The organism is Erwinia sp. OLFS4 (genome assembly GCF_002752165.1).
Lineage (GTDB): Bacteria > Pseudomonadota > Gammaproteobacteria > Enterobacterales > Enterobacteriaceae > Izhakiella.
In genome coordinates, this window is sequence record NZ_MOMB01000051.1 from 56,364 (window position 1) to 76,702 (window position 20,339).

The following is a 20,339-nucleotide window of genomic DNA, read 5'->3' on the forward strand; positions in this document are numbered from 1 at the left end:
GCCGGTCAGAAAACCGGCCTGGCATGATTAGGCGTCGAACGGGTCACGCAGGATCATGGTTTCACTGCGGTCAGGGCCGGTTGAGATAATATCCACCGGAACGCCTGTCACCTCTTCAATACGTTTAATATAATCACGGGCGTTTTTCGGCAGGCCATCTAACGCCTTCACGCCGAAGGTGGTTTCACTCCAGCCCGGCAGCGTTTCGTAAACCGGTTCAATGCCTTCCCAGCGCTCAGCGGCCAGCGGCGTGGTGGTCACTTCGCGGCCGTCCGGCAGACGATAAGCCACGCAAATTTTCACTTCTTTCAGACCATCAAGCACATCCAGCTTAGTCAGACAGAAGCCAGACAATGAATTAATCTGTACCGCACGGCGCACTGCAACGGCATCCAGCCAGCCAGTACGGCGACGACGGCCAGTGGTGGCACCGAATTCCTGACCTTTTTCGCTCAGGTACTCACCGGTGTCATCAAACAATTCGGTCGGAAACGGCCCTCCGCCTACTCGCGTTGAATATGCTTTAACAATACCCAGCACGTAATCGACACAGCGCGGACCGATACCGGAACCGGTCGCCACGCCACCCGCCGTGGTGTTTGATGAGGTCACGTAGGGATAAGTGCCGTGGTCAATATCCAGCAGCGTACCTTGCGCCCCTTCAAACATAATCAGGTCGCCCCGCTTGTGCGCGCGATCGAGCAGATCGGAAACATCCACTACCATAGCGGTCAGAACGTCAGCAATTTCCAGCACATCGTTCAATACTTTTTCGTAGTCGACGGCGTCGGCTTTGTAATAGTTAACCAGCTGGAAATTATAGTAATCAACAATCTCTTTGAGTTTACAGGCAAAGGCATCTTTATTGAACAGATCGCCCACCCGCAGGCCACGACGGGCAACTTTATCTTCGTACGCCGGCCCGATCCCGCGACCAGTCGTGCCAATGGCTTTGTCACCGCGCGCTTTTTCCCGCGCCAGGTCCATCGCAACATGGTAATCGAGGATAAGCGGACAGGCTTCCGAAAGCAGTAAACGATCGCGTACCGGTACACCACGCGCTTCAAGCCCTTTCATTTCTTTCATCAATGCGGCAGGTGACAGCACAACGCCATTACCAATAATGCTGATGACATTGTCTCGCAAAATTCCGGAGGGGATTAAATGAAGGACGGTCTTTTCACCGTTAATAACCAGTGTATGACCAGCGTTGTGGCCACCTTGATAGCGCACAACATAATTAGCGCGTTCAGTCAGAAGGTCTACGATCTTACCTTTACCTTCGTCACCCCATTGGGTGCCCAGTACGACGACATTCTTACCCATTTCTCAAAATCACCGATTGCTTAAAAATGGATTTTACCATCGGCTTTTCGCATTTTCAGCACTTTTAGTTTGCACAGTCTCCTTTTTTTGCTGTGATAACGCGCAATAGCAATATATGGATATTTCCGCCGCACCAGACACAATTTGTACTTCAACCCGCGCTTCCGCTATGTGCGCTAAGCATGTAATAAATGACAACACCGGCGACCACCAGCCCACCGCCAAAACGACGAAGCAGACGATCGGGCAGCTGAGCCATTGCCAGAATCATACGTCGCCATATGCGCGGCAGCAGCATCGGGCCTATGCCTTCAAGCACCAGCACTAAGGCCAGCGCAAGCCAGATGGTGGTACTCATTGTCTGGTAACACTCCCTATGAACAAAAAAAACGGGCCGGATGATACCCGGCCCGTGACAGTGATATCAGAAGATTAGCGTTTCGCGCTGGTTGGCGGACGCATATAGCGGAAAAAATCGCTGTCAGGGTTCAGTACCATAATATCCTGATTGTTCCTGAAGCTATTTTCATAAGCGCGCAGGCTACGGATAAAGGCGTAAAAATCCGGATCTTTACTGAACGCATCGGCGAACAGTTTAGCCGCTGCCGCATCGCCATCACCGCGAATCATCAGCGCCTCCCGCTGTGCTTCTGCCAGAGTACGCGTCACCTCGTAATCAGCCTGAGCGCGTACTTTTTCAGCTTCTTCCTGTCCCTGCGAACGCTGGCTACGCGCTACCGCTTCACGTTCAGCGCGCATACGGTTATAGATAGCTTCAGACACTTCGGTAGGCAGATTGATCTGCTTAATGCGGACATCAACCACCTCAATCCCCAGCGCGGCCATGCTGTTTGGATTAACCGCCTGGACATGCCCTGAGGTTTCACGCTCAACCCGTTTAGCCGCCGAAGCAATGGCATCGTCAGCCGCCGGTGTACTCACCTCGTCATCAGATCCAGCCGAACCGTTATTCAGCGCGTCCCGGACGTCGGTGGTCAGCCGGCCACGGGAGTCCGTGACGATATCTTTGACATCCAGCCGTCCCATTTCAGAACGCAAACGGTCGCTGAATTTACGCTTTAACAACACTTCAGCCTGAGAAATATCGCCACCACCGGTAGCCAGGTAGTAGCGCCCGAAATCACTGATGCGCCATTTAATATAGGAGTCAACAATCAGATCTTTCTTTTCACGGGTGACAAAGCGATCGGCCTGGTTATCCATAGTCTGGATGCGCGCATCGAGGGTTTTTACCGACTCGATAAATGGAATTTTAAGGTGCAGGCCAGGGGTGTAAATCAGCGGTTTGTTATCGGTGTCGCGCAGCACTTTACCAAAGCGCATAACAATGCCGCGCTGGCCTTCCTGCACAACAAACAGTGACGCGTAGAGCACCACCAGCACAACAATCAGTACGACGATTAATGGCTTACGCATCGTTATTCTCTCCCTTCGCGCTGGGTATCGTTGCGCAGTGCATTAGCACGACGCTGATCCATGATGTCATCCGGGCTGAATGACTGTCCGCCGTTACTGCGGGCATGACTGCCTGACGGCGGCAGGCGCATCAGGTTACTGCTGTTGTCCTGACTGTTGCTGTTAGCAGGCAGATGTCCACGCATAAGCTGGTCGAGTGGCAGTACCATCAGGTTGCTGCCTTTATCGCTTACCAGCACCTTATGGGTACGACTGAGCACATGCTCCATGGTTTCAATATAAAGACGTTCGCGGGTGATATCAGGTGCGGCTTTATATTCAGGCAGCATTTTCGCAAAGCGGGCAACCTCACCCTGCGCTTCCAGTACGGTACGGGCTTTATAAGCACGTGACTCTTCAAGGATACGCTGCGCCTGACCGTTTGCACGCGGCTGCACTTCATTGGCGTAAGCTTCCGCTTCACGCACATACTGTTCGCGGTTTTCACGGGCGGCAATGGCATCATCAAAGGCCGCTTTCACCTCTTCCGGCGGACGTGCCGTCTGGAAGTTGACATCAAGTAGCGTAATTCCCATGTGATACGGACGAACCGTTTCTTCCAGCTCACGCTGTGTCTCACTACGGATAACGGTACGACCTTCAGTAAGAATTCGGTCCATAGTTGAACGGCCAATAACACCACGCAGCGCGCTGTCAGTGGCCTGACGCAGGCTGTCGTCAGCATTGACCACCGAATAAAGATAAGCTTCCGGGTTGGTCACCCGATACTGCACGTTCATCTCAACACGCACCACGTTTTCATCCGAGGTTAACATCAGTCCGGATGCCGCCAGTTCACGCACTGCCTCAACGTTAACAGCACGAACATGATCGATGAAGGTCGGCTTCCAGTTGAGGCCGGGTCCAACGATATGGCTGAAATGACCAAAGCGGGTAACCACACCGCGTTCTGCTTCTTTAATGGTATAAAATCCGCTGGCAGCCCAGATAACCACCACTGCCGCCAGCACAATGCCCGTTAAGCGGCCACCGTTACCTGATGAACGATTACTCTCCTCTCCGCCGCCTTTTTTACCACCGCCCAGGCCACCCAGCTTTTTGCTGAGCTTACGGAAGATATCGTCCAGATCGGGAGGCCCTTGATTACGTCCCCCTTTATTTCCCCCAGAGTTGCCGCCTTGATTATTGCTGCTTCCCCACGGGTCGCGGTCATGTCCGTTATTACCGGGCTGATTCCACGCCATGTTTTTACTCCATTATTTGTGTGTGCGGTGGTATTCCAAAGCTCAGAATACGCATTCAGGCAAAATCAACTAACAATATAAGTTACCAAAGACGGCTCCTGCTTACACAGCCGGCGCCAGTCCACGGCAGGCATGCGAATTTGCATACCAATACTTCCATCTTCTTCATTCCATTCTTTTTCAATAGCCTGAAGCTGATAGAAACGACTACGCAACCGCCCTTCTTTGGGAGGCAGGCGTAAATCAAATTGCGCCACTTCTCCTGCCAGACGTTCAGACAGCGCCTGGAAAAGCAGCGCAATACCTTCTCCGGTCTGTGCGGAAAGCCATACCCGAACCGGACGGTTTTCTTCATCGCGATCGATACGCGGGGTAAACGTATCCAGCATATCGATCTTATTCATTACATGCAGCGCTGGAATGTCGCTGGCTTCAATTTCCGCCAGCACAGTTTCAACAGCGGCAATATTGTCATCGACCCGCACATCGGCGGCGTCAATAACATGCAACAGCAGGGTTGCCTGTCGCGTTTCCTGCAGGGTGGCCTTAAAGGCAGCAACCAAATCGTGGGGCAAATGACGAATAAATCCTACCGTATCGGCGATCACCACTTCGCCGGCATCTACCACATCAATACGTCTCAGGGTTGGATCGAGCGTTGCAAACAGCTGATCGGCGGCGTAAACCTCCGCGGCGGTGAGGCGGTTAAACAGCGTCGATTTACCGGCATTGGTGTACCCGACCAGTGATACCGTCGCTACATCAGCTTTATTGCGCGACTGGCGCCCCTGCTCACGCTGCTTCTCGACGCGTTCAAGGCGAGAGAGGATTTGACTGATACGATTACGCAGCAGTCGGCGGTCGGTCTCCAGCTGGGTTTCACCCGGGCCGCGCAGACCAATCCCCCCTTTCTGTCGCTCAAGGTGAGTCCAGCCGCGCACCAGTCGTGTGGCAAGATGGCGCAGCTGTGCCAGCTCAACCTGCAGTTTCCCTTCATGCGTGCGCGCACGCTGGGCAAAAATATCGAGAATCAGGCCAGTACGGTCAATGACCCGGCATTCACACAGCCTTTCCAGGTTACGCTCTTGCGCGGGAGTCAGCGCGTGGTCAAACAGCACAACACTGGCAGCGGTTGCTTTTACGGCTTCCGCAATTTCAACCGCTTTGCCCTCACCGACAAAATATTTAGGATGTGGCGCCTTACGACTGCCGGTAATCACCTGCAGCGCCTCAACACCGGCGGAAGAGACCAGAGTTTCAAACTCCAGCAAATCTTCCATGTCTTTATCCTGCGAAAAATAGATGTGCACCAGTACGGCCTGCTCACCGGCATCATAACGGTCGAACAAACTGAAAACCTCTCTGAAACGTAAAATGACAACGCGCTGGCCATACTGCGTAAAATCAGATTTGGAACGCCCTTCTTTAAAAAGCGCTTACAACAGATAGCGGTTCCCGACCTGCAGTAAAAAAAGACAAGGTCAGAAACATTTTCGCAGACGGGGAACCCAACGCCAGTATGATCCCCGCTGCATCCTGATCGTAAAACATCACATCGCCACAGAGCGTCACCATCCCCCGGCACGATCACATTGTTTCTCTGGCCGGGGATAAAGGCTTTCCTGCGCTCAGGCGGCTGACTGGCAAATAGCCAGATAACTCCCGCGCACTGACTTTATTCAGCGTCGTCGTTATCCTGCTGCGGCTGGGCAGTCCCGGCCGGCTGGTTGCTACTGCCCTGATGATAGTTATTGCTACCGCCACCCGTATTATTACTATGGTGGGAGATCGGACGGGACGGCACCACGGTTGAGATAGCATGCTTATAAACCATCTGACTCACCGTGTTTTTCAACAAAATCACAAACTGATCAAATGACTCAATCTGGCCCTGCAGTTTAATACCATTCACCAAATAAATAGAAACCGAAACACGTTCACGACGCAATGCGTTCAGAAACGGGTCTTGTAATGATTGCCCCTTAGCCATTCTATCTTTTCCTTATATGCTTGTTGTTTATAACTTTAGGAGCCCGGAGGCTCTGAAATACTGCGTAAAAAATTTGCGCAAGATAACCTATCAATTTTACACAATCACCGGGGCTTCGCACTAACAACCTGAAGCACCTGATCACGTGCATCCACCGGCCGATCGCTATCCAGCCAGTGAATCCCATCCCACCCACGCAGCCAGGTCATCTGACGCTTAGCCAGCTGGCGGGTTGCGCAAATTCCCCGATAAACCATTTCATCGTAGTCGATCTCACCCTGCAAATATGACCACATCTGGCGATAACCAACACAACGAATGGAAGGCATATCCGTATGCAAATCAGCTCGGGAAAAAAGAGCCCGGACTTCTGCCTCAAATCCCGACGCTAACATCAGCTGGAAGCGCTGCGCAATACGCTGATGTAACAATTCGCGATTTGCCGGAGCAATAGCAAATTGCGTAACATCATAGGGTAACGCTTCCCCCGACGTTTTCGTCAGTTCGGTTAAAGTTTTACCCGAAATAAAAAAAACTTCCAGTGCTCGCGAGAGTCTCTGGGGATCATTCGGATGAATACGCGTTGCGGCCACCGGATCCACAGCCAGTAGCTGGCGATGCAAATGTTCCCATCCTTTTTCATCGGCCATTTGCTCAATGCGCTGACGCACTTCCGGATCGGCCGGGGGCAACGGCGATAATCCTTCCAGCAGCGCTTTATAATAGAGCATCGTTCCCCCCACCAGCAGCGGTATGCGTCCCTGGCGGGTAATATCATCCATCGCTGCCAGCGCATCGCGCCGGAACTCTGCTGCAGAATAAGCCTGCGCCGGATCGCGAATATCCAGTAAACGATGTGGTGCCAGCGCCAGCTCTTGCGCGCTGGGTTTGGCGGTGCCAATGTCCATTCCCCGATAAATCAGCGCTGAATCAACGCTAATCAATTCAACGGGAAGCTGCTGGCGCAGGCTGATAGCCAGCGCCGTTTTACCAGAGGCAGTTGGCCCCATCAAAAAAATCGCCTTTGGCCGGCCCGCCGGGATTTTCTCAGTCATGCTTCAGCGCGTTAACCGCCGTTTCAATATCGATCGGTTGTCGTAATTCATCAGGTGGAGATTTGACCAGCTGCGGACAAAGTCGTTCAACTTCCGCCAGCAATGCAATCGCCTGCGCCTGATTCCACTGCTGAGCTTCATTTGCCGTACGGTCCGCTAACCATGTTGCGATCTCTGCCGTAGTCAACGCTGACTGACTGGCAAGATAGCCTATCAGCTCTGGAATCAAGATTTGTAAATTTTGGTTGCGTAAAGGTAAAGGCACCGCCCGCAGCGTCACATGTTGTCCATCATTACTCAGGTCAAGACCAAACTGCGCTAACAACGCTTGTTTATGCGCAACAAGTTCGCGTTGTGCTTTCTCCAGCTTCAGACGCACCGGGATCAGTAACGGCTGCGCTTTCAGCGCGGCACTGGCGGGATCGAGCTGTGTCTGCTTCAGACAGCGATTGGCCGCAGCCAGACTCAGCAGGTATAGCGTCCCCGCCTGTTCCAGCAGTGCCCAGACGCCAGAAAGTACCGTTAGCAGGCGGCCAAAACTCAGGCTATGGCTCTGAAGAGGCAGTTCAGATGAGGTTACCTCCGCAGCCGGTACTGTCGGTTGCGGCTCGCGGGCCACCGTCGGCGCGGGCTGCAACAGGGTCTGATACAGCGCGCCCTGACGCTGACTGTATCCCTCCTGTGCCGATTGCCCGCCGCTCTGGTGCCTGGCCGGCGGCGCTTCCGGTCGTTGACCGGTGGCTGGGGTTGCAAAATGATTGCCGCCGGCTGAGGGGCGATTAGCCGGCTGCCAGCGGATGTCCGTTACGGCTGAAGGTTCATCTTCTGCCACCAGGGGAAGCGCTATTTCGTTGCTCTGCTGAATAACACTGACCACGCCCTGATAAATAAAATCATGGACCAGACGCGACTGATGAAAACGCACTTCATGCTTTGCCGGATGAACATTCACATCGACCTGATGAGGATCAACCTCAAGGTACAGCACATAAGCCGGCTGGTGCTCAGCACCAAGCTTATCCTGGTAGGCCTGGCGAATAGCATGGTTAATCAGACGATCACGCATCATGCGGCCATTCACATAGCAATACTGCAGCTCGGTTACCGCCCGGGCGCCGGCAGGATCAGCCACCCAGCCGCGTAAACTGAGATCGCCATGCTGCCACTCGACCAGCAGGGCATGACTGAGAAAAGCGCTACCGCAGATCGCCCCCAGCCGCCGTTCACGCTGAGTGTCGTCAGTAGCAGCACGATACTGACGGACCAGCTTGCCGTTGTGGCTAAGAGAAAGGGCGACATCAAAACGGGCCAGGGCGATGCGACGGACCACCTCATCAATATGCGTAAACTCGGTTTTCTCTGTGCGCATAAATTTGCGCCGCGCCGGGGTGTTATAAAACAGGTCGAGCACTTCTATGGTGGTGCCTTCAGGATGGGCGGCCGGTTTCACCGTTACCGCCATTTCCCGGCCTTCAGCGTAGGCAGACCAGGCCTCACGCTGGCTGGCCGGACGCGAGGTCAGGGTCAGACGGGACACCGAACTGATGCTGGCCAGCGCCTCACCACGAAAACCAAGGCTGATAATCGCCTCAAGGTCGTCCAGTGAGCGAATTTTACTGGTGGCATGGCGAGCCAGCGCCAGCGTCAGGTCATCTTTATCAATACCGCAACCATTATCACGAATACGGATAAGCTTTGCACCGCCTTTCTCAATATCGATATCAATCCGGGTGGCACCGGCATCAAGGCTGTTTTCCACCAGCTCTTTTACCACCGAGGCAGGCCGTTCAACCACTTCACCGGCGGCGATCTGATTAGCAAGCTGCGGTGGTAGCACCTGAATGGACATTGGCTATTCCTATTAAATCTGAAAAACAGGCGGGTCACTCTCACCACCCGCACCCAGAGCTGACTGGCACCAGCCAGCCTGACGGCGTGAAAAGAATAAGCTGTTTTTCTTATCCCGACACCTCGCCCTCAGCATTAAACGCGATCTTAGAGCGCGCTGGTATCATCAGGAAGCAGGAATTTTTAACACCTGCCCCAGCATCACATTCTGCGACTTCATTTTGTTCGCCTGCATAATGACCTGCGGACTGACGCCATAATGCGCCGCAATCGCCGACAGCGAATCACCGCGTACCACTTTATGATGCTGTAATCCTTTGGTCACCGCCGGCGGGGCACTGGCACTGGCACTGGCACTGGCAGGGACGCTGAGCCGTTGCCCGACCCAGACAGTCGGTTTCTTCAGATGATTCAGCGTACTGAGCGTTGAAGTGCTGACACCATAATGCGCGGCAATACCCGACAGCGTCTCACCGCGTTTAACAACGTGACGCACCGTCGGGCCGGTATACTGGGTCGGGCCACTGGCACTATTGGCGGATACGCTCACCGCCGCAGCACTCTGTAGCGGACGGTTTTCCGCTTTTGGCACCGACTGAAGCGGATGCGTCAAAAAATAATTGCGCAGGCCATGATAAATTGCGCTGGCCACTTTCTGCTGATAAACGCTGGAACCGAGCAGCCGTTCACCCGCCGGGTTACTGATAAAGCCGGTTTCCACCAGCAGCGATGGAATGTCCGGCGAACGCAGCACGCCGAGGCTGGCATGCTCAGGACGGCGCTTATGCAACACACCAATATGCTGCAACTGGGCAAGCACTTTTACCGCCACGTCGTAACCCACCCGCTGAGAATGACCAAACTGTAAATCAAGGACGGCCTGACTAAGATAAGGGTCGGCCTGACTGTTGGCCAGCAGATCGCCGGCACCACCAAGCAGCTCCGATTGTTTTTCATGCTGCTCCAGCCAGTTTGCCATTTCACTGTTCGCGCGGCGGTTTGACAGCACCCAAACCGAAGCCCCTGAGGCAGTACGATTCGGCGCCGCATCGGCATGAATCGAAACCAGCAGATTTGCATTTTGTTTACGCGCGACGTCGGAGCGTCCCATCACCGAGATAAAATAATCGCCGTCCCGGGTCATCACCCCCTTAAACATTGGGTCATCATTGAGCAGCACCCGAAGTTTACGTGCAATGGCAATCGTCACGTTTTTCTCTTTCAGCCCGCCTGCCCCTATCGCCCCGGGGTCCTGACCGCCGTGACCCGCATCAATCGCCACCACGACCCGATCGTTACCGGCACTGGCACTGGCGCCGCCGCCGGGCGCAACGCGGGTATCTTCACTGGCAACCGCGGTGACGGGATTGCGGTTAAACGGATTTTTCTGTGCTGCCGCCGGACGCGTCGCTGTTGAACGGGTGGCGGCCGGCGCACTGCTGACCGGCTGGCTGGCCCGGATAGTAAATACCGCGCGGTAACCACTACCGGCTTTTTGCGTCACGGCATGGGTACGTCCTGGCTGGGTCAGTTCAAAAACCAGCCGGATACTCTGGTTATCTTTCGGCTGACTGGTGCGGATAACTTTAACCAGGTTCCTGCAGCTAAAACTCAGGGGTAGCCCCTGTACAACACCGCTTTTGCGGATATCCAGCACCACGCGTTCCGGGTTATGCAAAGGGAAAAAAGCATAATCCGGCTGAGCGGTGAAATTCAGCGTCACCGTTGCCTGATTATTGCCGTTGGACACATTGATATCGGAAAGATTGGCCGCCAGAGCCGGTAAAGTAACTAACAAGAACAGTGCCGTCAGACCTGTTTTTATATAATGCATTATCAGCAACCTTTCACTCCGTCTATTTCCTGCAGCATTTTATCGCCGGTTGCGCTCAACGCACTTAAAATTGCTTTCCGTCCCGGCTGCTGATACGACAGGCTGAGTGCCAGATCCGGCGCAGGAAGAACGCCGTCGCCCTGCTGAGGCCATTCCACCAGACAAAGCGTATTTTGCGTGAAATAGTCGCGTATTCCCATAAACTCCAGTTCCTGCGGATCCGCCAGCCGGTATAGATCAAAATGATAAACCGTCCGGTCATCCAGCGTATAAGGTTCAACCAGAGTATAGGTCGGGCTTTTAACATTACCCTGATGTCCCAGTGCATGCAGGAATCCACGGCAGAAAGTGGTTTTACCTGCACCGAGGTCACCTTGTAAATGGATCACCACCGCGCCATGACAGACACGGGCAACGTTCGCCGCCAGATTAAGGGTAGCCGCCTCATCTGGCAGCGAAAATACACAGCTTTTCATTTTAATGGAATCAACATTTCTGGATTAAGGTACAGGTACAGCTGAGAAAAAAGATCGGAAGCCAGCATGCCGCGCGGGCCTTTCAGGCCGGCAACGCGATCTGCCGCCGCCCCATGTACAACGCAACCGGCGCAGGCAGCATCATACAACGACAACTTCTGCCCTGTCAGTGCGCCAATGATGCCCGCAAGCACATCCCCCATGCCACCACTTGCCATTCCGGGATTGCCAACATCGGCGATAGCCAGCTCAGCCTGCTGGCTGGCAATGATAGTGCCGGCGCCTTTTAACACCACCACCCCGCCATAGCGCTTTGCCAGACGCTGCGCCGCCGCGACACGATCGCCTTCAATTTCGCCGATGCTCACGTTCAGCAGCCGGGCCGCCTCGCCGGGATGAGGCGTAATAATGCGATTCTGACGTTTATCCGGCCTGATTGCCAGCAGGTTTAGCGCATCGGCATCCCACAGCATCGGTTTCGCGGTATTTTCAGCTTTTTTTAACGCCTGTTTACCCCAGTCACCTTGCCCCAGTCCCGGACCGATAACAATCACGTCGGCCCATTCCAGTGCATCAGCAAGCGTATGCTCACTGAGTTCATCCACCATCAGTTCTGGTCGGGCTGTCAGTAAGGGACCAATATTATCTGCATGGGTAATTACCCGTACCAGACCGGCGCCACTGCGCACTGCCGCTTCGGCTGCCAGCCGGATAGCACCCGCCGTACCGCGATCGCCGCCAATCATCACCAGACGGCCATTATCCCCTTTATGACTGCTGGCGCGGCGTGGAGACAGCCAGCCGGTGAGGGAACCACTATCAATGCGTGACCACGGCGCATTTTGTCCGGCAAGCCAGCGCGTCAGACCAAGCGCATGGTAAGACAGTCGCCCGACATGATCGCGTGCCTTGCCGGTTAATAAGCCGGGTTTTAACGCAATGAAGGTCAGGGTCGCGTCAGCGTTGACTACCGCGCCGGGTGTTGTGCCGTTTTCTGCAACTAACCCGGAGGGAATATCTATAGAAAAGACCGCGGCCGGATGGTTATTCACCTGGCGGATAAGCTCTGCATAAGGCGAACGTGGCGCACGGTTCAGACCGGTGCCGAGCAGCGCATCAACAATCACCTCAACATTTTCCGGCCAGGGGGCATCGGCGGCGTGAATCACCCCGCCAGCCGCCAGCCAGGCCTCTCTTGCCTGCTGCGCTTCATCCGGCAAACTCCGGCTCCCTTCACAGGCCAGTAAGGTCACCGTCAGGCCTGCCGATTGTGCCAGGCGCGCCACAACGTAACCATCACCGCCATTATTACCATGACCACAGAGGATAAGCAGATGCGCTGCCCGCGGCCAGCGCTGTTGTATCAGCTGAAAAGCGGCTTCACCGGCACGTAGCATCAGTTCATACAGCGTCAGACCCAACGCATCGGCCGCCTCTTTTTCCAGCGCCGCCATCGCTCCGGCGGGCCACAAGGAGTGAGGTAAACCATCGCCGTGGTGTTCGCTATGCAGATCAGTCATATCTCATCCTCCCGGTCTGACTCAACGCGGCCAGCGGATAAATCAGCATAAAGCAACGCGCTTATCGCCGGGTGAAAAGTGGTGATAAACACGCTGAATAATCCGCAGTCTGGCCATATCAGCCGCGATGGCGGCGAAAAGATCTATCATAACGTATTGCGCAGCAGGCTGAAAATGACGCGCCGACCCGATACCACCACCGGGGAATCACTGCGTATAGCCACGCAATTGTTCGTTAGCGGCGCTGACCCGCAACGCAAAGCCGGTTTTCTTCCCTGAGGACACGAGCCCCCGGCAGGTTAGCGCGAAGAAGTGAGTAAGGCGAAATATTGCCAGACGCTAAGGCCGGCCAGTGGCAGGATATCCGGCGGGAAACGCGGTGACAGACGGCCACGCAGCGTTTTCCACAAGCTGTGCATAAAAACAAAAAAACGTTGTCATTCAATCTTCACAAAAACTACAAGTGATCCAGTTAACAAACTGAAATATTTTAATAGTGTTAAAAATCATAAGGTAAAACAAAAAAGACAAATTCGTTAAAACACCGGTTTTTCGCAGGGAAGTCAGGAAACCTGTGGATAACTCTGTTTACAACCGACAAAAAGACCGGACAAAACGACAGGCGATAGCAGGCAAACCACAATGTGAATCAACAAAGAAATGTCTGGAGCGGGAAACGAGACTCGAACTCGCGACCCCGACCTTGGCAAGGTCGTGCTCTACCAACTGAGCTATTCCCGCAAAGAGAAGCAGATGGCCTGTAACAGCTGGAGCGGGAAACGAGACTCGAACTCGCGACCCCGACCTTGGCAAGGTCGTGCTCTACCAACTGAGCTATTCCCGCGTTTCAGCGGCTGTTACTGCGCATCCTGATTTGGAGCGGGAAACGAGACTCGAACTCGCGACCCCGACCTTGGCAAGGTCGTGCTCTACCAACTGAGCTATTCCCGCATTACGTCACCGAAGCCGTGCAAAATCAGCAACGGTACGGGGAGCGCATTATACGAGAAATCCTTATAGCCGCAAGCTTCTTCTCGCAAAATTTTGTGCTTTTTGCATGACTGACGATTTTATCGTCGACCCGCTGTTTTAATCAACAGCGTCCTGCCCTTACTCTGCCAGATTGAGTAAATGCTCACGATAGTAAGCTAACTCAGCGATCGATTCACGAATGTCCTCCAGTGCCTGGTGGGTGCCACGTTTTTTAAAGCCTGGCAGGATTGCTGGTTTCCAGCGCCGCGCCAGCTCTTTCAGGGTGCTGACATCCAGATAACGATAATGAAAATAGGCCTCTAATTGCGGCATATATTCGAAGAGAAAACGGCGATCCTGCCCAATGCTGTTACCACATATAGGCGATTTGCCTGCCGGTATCCACTGTTGTAAAAAAGCGATAGTCGCCTGTTCCGCATCACCTTCACTCAGTGAACTGGCTTTCACGCGCTTGACCAGGCCGCTGCGCGTATGGGTGCGTACGTTCCACTCATCCATCAATGCCAGCTGTGCATCAGACTGATGCACAGCCATAACCGGCCCTTCTGCCAGCACGGTCAGATTGGCATCCGTGACAATTGTCGCAATCTCAATAATACGATCGCGCTTTGGATCCAGTCCGGTCATTTCCAGGTCGATCCAGATAAGATTATTTTCATTCAGTGTCATGCTGCATCCCGCGTGAGTCATTGCCATCATTGCTTTCAGGTTATCCCGCTGTTCCGCCAGCGGGTAACCGCGTCCGACAGTGGGAGAGTATCCGATTAGCGTGTATCATAGACGTTTTGCCCCGCTTGAGTGAAATGCTCTGTAACCGCGTGAGGAAAAGTGAGTAAAAACAAACTGTCAAAAGGGCAGCAGCGCCGGGTCAATGCGAATCATCAGCGTCGTCTCAGCACGCGCACGCAGAAACCGGAAGCCGATGATAGCCAATTCGGTGAGGCCTGTGACGGCCTGGTTATCAGCCGCTTTGGGATGCACGCAGACGTGGAAGATGCCCAAGGTGAACATCACCGCTGCAATATTCGCAGAACCATCCGCTCCCTGGTCACCGGCGATCGGGTAGTCTGGCGTCCCGGTATTGGCAACGGCAGCGGGGTGAAAGGCATTGTTGAAGCGGTACATGACCGCCAGTCGGTGCTGACCCGGCCCGACCTGTACGATGGCGTAAAGCCGGTTGCCGCCAATATTGACCAGATTCTGATTGTGTCGGCTATTCTGCCGGAATTGTCGCTGAATATTATCGACAGGTATCTGGTTGCCAGCGAAACGCTGGACATTGAACCGCTGCTGGTGCTCAACAAAACCGATCTGCTCGATGACCCGGCCCGTGAATTTGTTGAACAACAGATGGCCATTTATCGCCATATCGGCTATCGGGTTATCATGGCCTCCAGCCGTCAGCACGAGGGATTACAGGCGCTGGAAAAAGCCCTGGCTGGACGCACCAGTATTTTTGCCGGACAATCCGGCGTCGGTAAATCCAGCCTGCTGAATACCTTACTGGGTCTTGAACTGGACGACCAGGCCATTCTGACGAATGAGGTGTCTGACGTCTCCGGACTGGGGCAACATACCACCACCGCGGCCCGGCTTTATCATTTCCCCCATGGCGGCGATGTTATCGACTCCCCGGGTGTACGTGAGTTCGGCTTATGGCATCTTGAACCGGAACAAATTACCTATGGTTTTGTCGAATTTCGTGCATTTTTAGGCAGCTGTAAGTTTCGCGATTGCAAACATGATAGCGACCCCGGCTGTGCGATCCGGGCGGCGGTCGAACGCGGTGAAATCAGTTCTTCGCGTTTTGACAACTACCACCGGATTCTGGAAAGCATGTCGCAAATTAAAAGCAGAAAAAACTTTTATGAAGGCGACAGCTAAATCCTGATTTATATATTAAACAGGCAGTATCAACCGCCTGATTGACCAGTGGCGGTGACAACCCTGCCGGGATGTCGTACGGTAACTAAACAAGCCAGGAGGCTAACGTGCTTGATAAATTTAAACTCGGCCTGAATGCCGTGTTGCCCAAAAAAGCCCTGACGGAACTGGCAGGATGGGGAGCAGCTAAACGCGGAGGCCGCCTGACGAAAGCGGTCATCGATCTGTTTATCTGGTTTTATAAAGTTGACATGTCCGAAGCACAAAAACCGGACAGCGCACACTATCGTACTTTTAATGATTTTTTCGTGCGCCCGTTGCGCGACGATGCGCGTCCGCTGGATGCCGATCCTAATTTACTGGTACTGCCAGCCGATGGCACCATCAGCCAGCTTGGCCACATTGAAGGCAATCAGATTTTTCAGGCTAAAGGCCACCATTATTCTCTCGACGCACTGGTTGCCGGCAGTCCCCACATGAGCGAAATCTTTCGCGACGGCGAATTTATTACCACCTATCTTGCACCGCGTGACTATCACCGTGTACATATGCCTTGTAACGGTATATTACGTGAGATGATTTACGTTCCCGGCGACCTTTATTCGGTCAATCCGCTCACTGCCCGCAATATCCCGAACCTGTTCGCCCGCAATGAACGGGTTATTTGTCTGTTTGACACGGAATTTGGTCCGATGGCACAAATTCTGGTAGGGGCGACGATTGTTGGCAGTATTGAAACCGTCTGGGCGGGCACGGTCACGCCGCCGCGTGATGGTGCAATAAAGCGCTGGAGCTGGCCGCAAGCTGAAGAGCCCGGCGCTGTCGTGCTACTCAAAGGCCAGGAAATGGGGCGTTTTAAACTCGGTTCAACGGTAATTAATCTGTTTGCACCCGGTAAAATCAGGCTGGTCGAAAGCCTGACGCCGGAAACCACCACCCGTCTGGGTCAGCCGCTGGCGATAGCCATTCAGCCACAGCCAGCCTCACCCACCAGCGGCCAAAGGTAGCCTCTTATGCCACGCTTGCTTATCGCGCTGCTTTTCAGCTGGGGACTTATCCAGCCGGCCCTGGCTGCCGGTGAACTGGATGCGGCGCAGATTAAGCAACAGCTGGAAGAGGCTAAATCGGCCAAAGATTCACCAACACAAACTGAAACCATTGCCGCACTCAGCACCACGCTTGATTATCTGAACGATCGCAGCACCTCGCTGCATCGTATCCGGCAATATCAGCAGGTTATTGAAGACTTTCCCCAACAGGCACGCGAATTACGCCAGCAGATCAGCACGTTCGATCAGGTCCCTGAACACGCCATGAGCACGCTGTCGGCGGCGGAACTGCAACAGGAAATTTTGCGTGTTAACAGCCAGCTCATGGAAGAAAGGCGCCTGGCTCAGCAGAATCAGGACAGCGCGCGTGAAATAGGCAACTCACGCAGCCAGCTGCCACAGCAGGAATTTAGCGCCCGTCGTGAAGTTAACGAAGCGGTACGGCGACTGCATAACGTCAAACAGGCAACCAGCCCGTTGTCCCAGGCGCAGTATGAAGCTCGTCAGGCTGCGGCTCTCGCCAAAAAAGCCCGGGTTGATGAATTCGAGCTGGCACAGCTGTCAGTGAATAATCGTCAGGAGCTGGCACGGTTACGCGCTGAACTGCACAGAAAAAAATATGCGCAGCTGGACAAATACTTTCTCTCTTTGCGTCAGCAGCTTTATAACCTGCGTCAGCGTGAAGCTGAAATCACCTTACAGCGCGCCAGACAGGTCGCAGAAACTCATCCAGCATTACCCGCGGCGATTACCGAACAATTTAACGTTAATCATCAACTTTCCGAGGCGCTCAACCAACAGGCACAGCGCATTGAACAGCTGACAAAACTGCAGCGTACCGCCGTTGATAATACCCAGCAGGTTCGTAAAACGCTGAGCACAATTCTTGAGCAGTCTCAGTGGCTGAGTGAGTCTGATGTGCTGGCTGAAGCTCTGCGTACCCAGGTGGAGCGTCTGCCGGAAATGCCAAATACGCTGCAAAATGATAATGAAATCACGCGCTACCGTGTTAAACGTTTTTATTATGAGGATATGCAAGCCCGGTTGCCGCAGCTGCAGCAAATGCAACAGGAAAATGGCGATCCCCTGACTGCCGGACAAAAACAGATCCTGGATGAACAACTAAAAACCCAGGGTGAACTGTTAACCTCACTGATTAACGGCAGCGATAATCTGATACTGGAAATGACCAAGCTACGCGTCGCTAACGGCCAGTTAATTGACGCATTAAATGAGGTCAAAGAAGCCACACACCGTTATCTGTTCTGGGCTGCGGATATACGCAGCATCAATCTGAGCACCCCGCTGGACACCTTGCATGACCTTAACCGGCTGCTGTCACTGGATACCCTTGGCCAGCTCAGCGGTGCACTGGTGATGATGTTTACCAGCCGTGAAACGCTGTTGCCGATTATTGGCGCACTGCTGCTGGTTGGCTTTAGCCTCAGTACCCGTCGCCATTATCGCCAGTTTCTTAATCGCGCCGCGCAACAAATTGGTAACGTGACTCAGGATCATTTCCGGCTGACGGTATATACCGTGTTCTGGTCAATACTGGTGGCAGTGCCATTACCGGTTCTGTGGGCAACGCTGGGCTTTGGCTTACAGCACGCCTGGCGCTACCCTATTGCCAATGCCATCGGTGACGGGGTGACCGCTACCCTGCCGCTGCTCTGGGGCGTCATGATAAGCGCCGCATTCGCGCGGCCAAACGGCCTGTTTATTGCCCATTTCCGCTGGTCGGAAAAGCGCGCAGCACGGGCGATGCGCTACTATTCGCTCAGCATCGGTTTCATCGTGCCGCTGGTGATGCTGTTGATTGCCTTCGATCATCTCGATGACAACGATTTCTCCGCCACTCTGGGACGGCTGTGCTTTATTCTGATATGCGGGGCACTCAGTCTGGTAACCGTCAGCCTGAAGCGCGCCGGTATTCCGCTCTATCTTGATAAAGACGGCAGTGGCGATAACCTGCTTAATGCCGTCTTCTGGTATCTGCTGGTGGCCACGCCGATGGTTGCCGCTATCGCCGCCTGCCTCGGCTATCTGGCTACGGCGCAAGCGCTGTTAGGCCGGCTGGAAACCTCGGTGACTATCTGGTTTATACTGCTGGTGATTTATTACATTATTCGCCGCTGGATGCTGATTCAACGCCGGCGTATTGCCTTCGATCGTGCCCGCCAGCGTCGCGCTGACATCCTCTCAGCACGGGCAAAAGGGGAGGAGATTACCCTGCCCCCTGCCGAGCAGGATGATGAGCAGGTTATCAATCTCGACATAATCAGCGCTCAGTCACTGCGCCTGGTCCGCTCGTTACTGACGCTGATCGCACTGGTGTCAGTTATTATCCTGTGGTCAGAGATTTACCCTGCCTTTGGTTTTCTGGAAAATATTCACCTGTGGGATAGCAGCAGCACAATACATGGCGTGGAAAATATCCATCCCATCACGCTCGGCTCTCTGCTCATCGCCATTCTGGTGCTGATTATTACCACGTTGCTGGTACGTAATATGCCGGCACTGCTGGAGCTGGCTGTACTCCAGCATCTTGCCCTGTCACCGGGAACCGGTTATGCCATCACCACCCTGAGCAAATATTTGCTGATCCTGATTGGCGGCCTGATGGGCTTTTCACTGATCGGTATCGACTGGTCTAAACTGCAATGGCTGGTAGCCGCTATGGGGCTGGGACTGGGTTTCGGTTTACAGCAAATTTTTGCCAACTTCATTTCCGGCCTGATTATCCTGTTTGAAAAACCTATCCGCATCGGTGATACCGTCACCCTGCGCGATCTCACCGGCAGCGTCACCCGTATTAATACCCGTGCCACCACCATTACCGACTGGGACAGAAAAGAGATCATCGTTCCAAATCAGGCTTTTATAACCGAACAATTTGTAAACTGGTCGCTATCAGATTCAGTCACCCGTATTGTGCTGACGATTCCGGCAAGCGCAGAAGCCAGTACCGAGCAGGTCGTCCAGGTGCTGCTGGCTGCTGCCGCTCGCTGCAGCTATGTCTTAGAAACCCCCAAAGCTGAAGCCTGGCTGGTGGACCTGCATCAGGGTATTCAGCGCTTTGAGTTACGCGTTCATGCCGCTGAAATGGGGCACCGAATGCCGTTGCGTCATGAACTGCACCGCCTGATTCTGGAAGGTTACCGCGAGCAGGGCCTTGAAATGCCGTTTCCGCCTTTCCAGGCCAGAGTGGAAACCGGACCGCCGCAACCGGCTGGTTCTCAGGCCGACGGACGTCAGAAAACCTTCCGCTCCGGCGGCCTGTAACGCCGCCATCGCCAAATCCCGCTTTACCACCCACAACCGGAGCTGGCTTGATCCTGCTGTATTTCTCCCGCCGTACTCCTGCCCCGTCTGGCCGTTACCCGGCTTTCTGCTGCAGATATCAGGGATTAATTGCGAAGCTGCTCACAACTTAAACAATAAAGCCGGCAACGTTATTGCCATGTAAATAAGTTGTATTTACGTTGTATACAATACGTATATCAAACAAACCGTCGTCACCATCAGGCTGCCATGCGCGCTGTACTGCCTGAATAACCAATCCATAGATCAATCACCGCCTCATTCATCGGGCGGAAAATTGACGATATTTCACCAGAGGAACCTGCTATGCAACATCAGCCTCAGTCTGGCGAGCCAAAAACCCTTGTACTCAGTCACGC

The 20,339-nt window shown here is 53.9% G+C and carries 16 protein-coding genes and 3 tRNA genes; 4 read left to right on the forward strand and 15 right to left on the reverse strand.

The window, feature by feature from the left end:
- Window positions 1-27 precede the first annotated feature (27 nt).
- The 11 genes from BL249_RS12010 to nnr all read right to left on the reverse strand — a co-directional run bounded on the left by BL249_RS12010 (window position 28) and on the right by nnr (window position 12,730).
- Entirely contained in the window at window positions 28-1,326 is a 1,299-nt protein-coding gene (locus tag BL249_RS12010) for an adenylosuccinate synthase (RefSeq protein ID WP_099704698.1), read from the reverse strand.
- A gap of 151 nt (window positions 1,327-1,477) precedes the next feature.
- Window positions 1,478-1,684 (reverse strand): DUF2065 domain-containing protein, encoded by a 207-nt coding sequence (locus BL249_RS12015; protein ID WP_099704699.1) that lies wholly within the window; start codon window positions 1,682-1,684, stop codon window positions 1,478-1,480.
- 74 nt (window positions 1,685-1,758) lie between these two features.
- Window positions 1,759-2,763 carry a protease modulator HflC gene (gene hflC / locus BL249_RS12020; protein ID WP_099704700.1) on the reverse strand — a complete coding sequence of 335 codons (1,005 nt, stop codon included), beginning with the start codon at window positions 2,761-2,763 and terminating at the stop codon, window positions 1,759-1,761.
- Window positions 2,764-2,765: 2 nt separating this feature from the next.
- Window positions 2,766-4,007, reverse strand: a complete 1,242-nt coding sequence (hflK, locus tag BL249_RS12025) for an FtsH protease activity modulator HflK (RefSeq protein WP_099704701.1) — start codon at window positions 4,005-4,007, stop codon at window positions 2,766-2,768.
- A gap of 65 nt (window positions 4,008-4,072) precedes the next feature.
- Window positions 4,073-5,356, reverse strand: a complete 1,284-nt coding sequence (gene hflX / locus BL249_RS12030) for a ribosome rescue GTPase HflX (RefSeq protein ID WP_099704702.1) — start codon at window positions 5,354-5,356, stop codon at window positions 4,073-4,075.
- Window positions 5,357-5,682: 326 nt separating this feature from the next.
- On the reverse strand, window positions 5,683-5,997 hold the full coding sequence (hfq, locus tag BL249_RS12035) for an RNA chaperone Hfq (protein WP_099704703.1): 315 nt from the start codon (window positions 5,995-5,997) through the stop codon (window positions 5,683-5,685).
- A gap of 104 nt (window positions 5,998-6,101) precedes the next feature.
- Window positions 6,102-7,052 (reverse strand): tRNA (adenosine(37)-N6)-dimethylallyltransferase MiaA, encoded by a 951-nt coding sequence (gene miaA, locus BL249_RS12040; protein ID WP_099704704.1) that lies wholly within the window; start codon window positions 7,050-7,052, stop codon window positions 6,102-6,104.
- Window positions 7,045-8,901: a DNA mismatch repair endonuclease MutL gene (mutL, locus tag BL249_RS12045; protein WP_099704705.1), complete on the reverse strand. Its 1,857-nt coding sequence runs from the start codon at window positions 8,899-8,901 to the stop codon at window positions 7,045-7,047. The genes miaA and mutL overlap by 8 nt, the downstream gene beginning before the upstream one ends.
- A 165-nt stretch (window positions 8,902-9,066) precedes the next feature.
- Complete coding sequence (gene amiB, locus BL249_RS12050; RefSeq protein WP_446717681.1) at window positions 9,067-10,737, reverse strand: N-acetylmuramoyl-L-alanine amidase AmiB; 1,671 nt, start codon at window positions 10,735-10,737, stop codon at window positions 9,067-9,069.
- The gene (gene tsaE / locus BL249_RS12055) at window positions 10,737-11,210 is read right to left on the reverse strand and encodes a tRNA (adenosine(37)-N6)-threonylcarbamoyltransferase complex ATPase subunit type 1 TsaE (protein WP_099704707.1); all 474 of its coding nucleotides are present in this window, start codon (window positions 11,208-11,210) and stop codon (window positions 10,737-10,739) included. The genes amiB and tsaE overlap by 1 nt, the downstream gene beginning before the upstream one ends.
- The gene (gene nnr, locus BL249_RS12060; protein WP_099704708.1) at window positions 11,207-12,730 is read right to left on the reverse strand and encodes a bifunctional ADP-dependent NAD(P)H-hydrate dehydratase/NAD(P)H-hydrate epimerase; all 1,524 of its coding nucleotides are present in this window, start codon (window positions 12,728-12,730) and stop codon (window positions 11,207-11,209) included. Before nnr ends, tsaE begins: the two co-directional genes overlap by 4 nt.
- A gap of 78 nt (window positions 12,731-12,808) precedes the next feature.
- Between nnr and BL249_RS12065 the strand changes: the two genes are divergently transcribed.
- Complete coding sequence (locus BL249_RS12065; RefSeq protein ID WP_099704709.1) at window positions 12,809-13,009, forward strand: hypothetical protein; 201 nt, start codon at window positions 12,809-12,811, stop codon at window positions 13,007-13,009.
- Window positions 13,010-13,395: 386 nt separating this feature from the next.
- On the opposite strand, the gene BL249_RS12070 is transcribed toward BL249_RS12065, so the two are convergent.
- The 4 genes from BL249_RS12070 to orn form a co-directional block, all read right to left on the reverse strand.
- Window positions 13,396-13,471, reverse strand: a tRNA-Gly gene (locus BL249_RS12070).
- Window positions 13,472-13,498: 27 nt separating this feature from the next.
- Window positions 13,499-13,574: transfer RNA gene (locus tag BL249_RS12075), tRNA-Gly, on the reverse strand.
- Window positions 13,575-13,605: 31 nt separating this feature from the next.
- A tRNA-Gly gene (locus BL249_RS12080) sits at window positions 13,606-13,681 on the reverse strand.
- 159 nt (window positions 13,682-13,840) lie between these two features.
- Window positions 13,841-14,392, reverse strand: a complete 552-nt coding sequence (orn, locus tag BL249_RS12085) for an oligoribonuclease (RefSeq protein WP_099704710.1) — start codon at window positions 14,390-14,392, stop codon at window positions 13,841-13,843.
- A 159-nt stretch (window positions 14,393-14,551) separates the two neighbouring features.
- Here orn and rsgA point away from each other — a divergent pair, with 159 nt between their 5' ends.
- The 3 genes from rsgA (at window position 14,552) to mscM (ending at window position 19,941) form a co-directional block, all read left to right on the forward strand.
- Complete coding sequence (gene rsgA, locus BL249_RS12090; RefSeq protein WP_099704711.1) at window positions 14,552-15,607, forward strand: small ribosomal subunit biogenesis GTPase RsgA; 1,056 nt, start codon at window positions 14,552-14,554, stop codon at window positions 15,605-15,607.
- A gap of 107 nt (window positions 15,608-15,714) precedes the next feature.
- Window positions 15,715-16,614 (forward strand): archaetidylserine decarboxylase, encoded by a 900-nt coding sequence (asd, locus tag BL249_RS12095; protein WP_099704712.1) that lies wholly within the window; start codon window positions 15,715-15,717, stop codon window positions 16,612-16,614.
- A 6-nt stretch (window positions 16,615-16,620) separates the two neighbouring features.
- A complete protein-coding gene (gene mscM / locus BL249_RS12100; protein ID WP_099704713.1) occupies window positions 16,621-19,941 on the forward strand; it encodes a miniconductance mechanosensitive channel MscM in 3,321 nt (1,106 codons plus the stop codon).
- Window positions 19,942-20,339: the final 398 nt, after the last annotated feature.

Bases quoted from the DNA above. Each gene is read 5' to 3' on its own strand.
- BL249_RS12010 (WP_099704698.1), bottom strand. From the start codon at position 1,326: ATGGGTAAGAATGTCGTCGTACTGGGCACCCAATGGGGTGACGAAGGT.
- BL249_RS12015 (WP_099704699.1), bottom strand. From the start codon at position 1,684: ATGAGTACCACCATCTGGCTTGCGCTGGCCTTAGTGCTGGTGCTTGAA.
- hflC (WP_099704700.1), bottom strand. From the start codon at position 2,763: ATGCGTAAGCCATTAATCGTCGTACTGATTGTTGTGCTGGTGGTGCTC.
- hflK (WP_099704701.1), bottom strand. From the start codon at position 4,007: ATGGCGTGGAATCAGCCCGGTAATAACGGACATGACCGCGACCCGTGG.
- hfq (WP_099704703.1), bottom strand. From the start codon at position 5,997: ATGGCTAAGGGGCAATCATTACAAGACCCGTTTCTGAACGCATTGCGT.
- miaA (WP_099704704.1), bottom strand. From the start codon at position 7,052: ATGACTGAGAAAATCCCGGCGGGCCGGCCAAAGGCGATTTTTTTGATG.
- mutL (WP_099704705.1), bottom strand. From the start codon at position 8,901: ATGTCCATTCAGGTGCTACCACCGCAGCTTGCTAATCAGATCGCCGCC.
- tsaE (WP_099704707.1), bottom strand. From the start codon at position 11,210: ATGAAAAGCTGTGTATTTTCGCTGCCAGATGAGGCGGCTACCCTTAAT.
- nnr (WP_099704708.1), bottom strand. From the start codon at position 12,730: ATGACTGATCTGCATAGCGAACACCACGGCGATGGTTTACCTCACTCC.
- orn (WP_099704710.1), bottom strand. From the start codon at position 14,392: ATGACACTGAATGAAAATAATCTTATCTGGATCGACCTGGAAATGACC.
- mscM (WP_099704713.1), top strand. From the start codon at position 16,621: ATGCCACGCTTGCTTATCGCGCTGCTTTTCAGCTGGGGACTTATCCAG.